Source organism: Novosphingobium profundi (assembly GCF_018491765.1).
Classification (GTDB): Bacteria; Pseudomonadota; Alphaproteobacteria; order Sphingomonadales; family Sphingomonadaceae; genus Novosphingobium; species Novosphingobium profundi.
This window is the reverse complement of the sequence record NZ_JABWCU010000079.1, coordinates 1-777: the sequence shown is the minus strand read 5'-3', so window position 1 is coordinate 777 and position 777 is coordinate 1. Positions and strand designations below refer to the sequence as shown.

Annotated in this window: 1 protein-coding gene; it reads right to left on the bottom strand. The window is 62.9% G+C overall.

Features of this window, described 5'->3' with window-relative positions:
* Positions 1–777: hydantoinase B/oxoprolinase family protein (locus HT136_RS26095; RefSeq protein ID WP_214202660.1), on the bottom strand; the 777-nt coding region annotated here is incomplete at both ends.

The window sequence follows — 777 nt, the reverse complement described above, 5'->3', positions numbered from 1 at the left end:
ACTCGTTGGGCACGTTGGTGAAGCCGGGGAACAGCGAGTGGCCGTCGGGGCCGTCACCCATCGGACGCCCGGGGATGCCGCCAAAGCCGATCTGGAAGAGCTGGAACCACTTACCTTCCTTGTCGTGGCCTGCGTAGAACAGGTGCGGCGAGGAGGAGAAGCCAGCGGCGTTGAGGAACTCGGGCGTCTTCTGGCCGAGCAGGCCCCCCATGATGTCGAACAGGCGTCCCAGCACGTGGGTACGACCCGACAGGGCCGCCGGGAACCTGGGCTTCAGAAGCGAGCCCTCGGGGATGCGGATGTCGATCAGCGGGTAGTAGCCGTCGTTGAACAGGATCTGCGGATCGAAGACCATGATCATGTAGATGCCGAAGAACATGCGCATCATGTTCTCGTTCAAGAGCATGTTGATCGAGGCCTGGCTCTGCGGGTCGGTGCCGTCGAAGTCGAGCACCACGCGCCCGTTCTCGCGCCACATCGTGCACTTGATCTTGTAGGGGCCGTAGCCCATGCCGTCGTCGCAGATGTAGTCCTCGAAGGAGACCTTCTCCTCGCCGATCGAGCTCTCGATCAGCTGCTTCATCGCGCGGTAGTTGCGATCGAGCAGGAGGTTGGTGGCCGAGACGAAGACGTCGTCGCCAAAGCGCTCGGCCATTTCCACGACGCGGTTGGCGGCAACGCGGCACGAGGCGATCAGCGCGTTGAGGTCCGCCTTGCACCAGTCGGGCATGCGCGACTGGTGCATGACCAGCTTGATGAGGTCCTCGTTGTACTCGC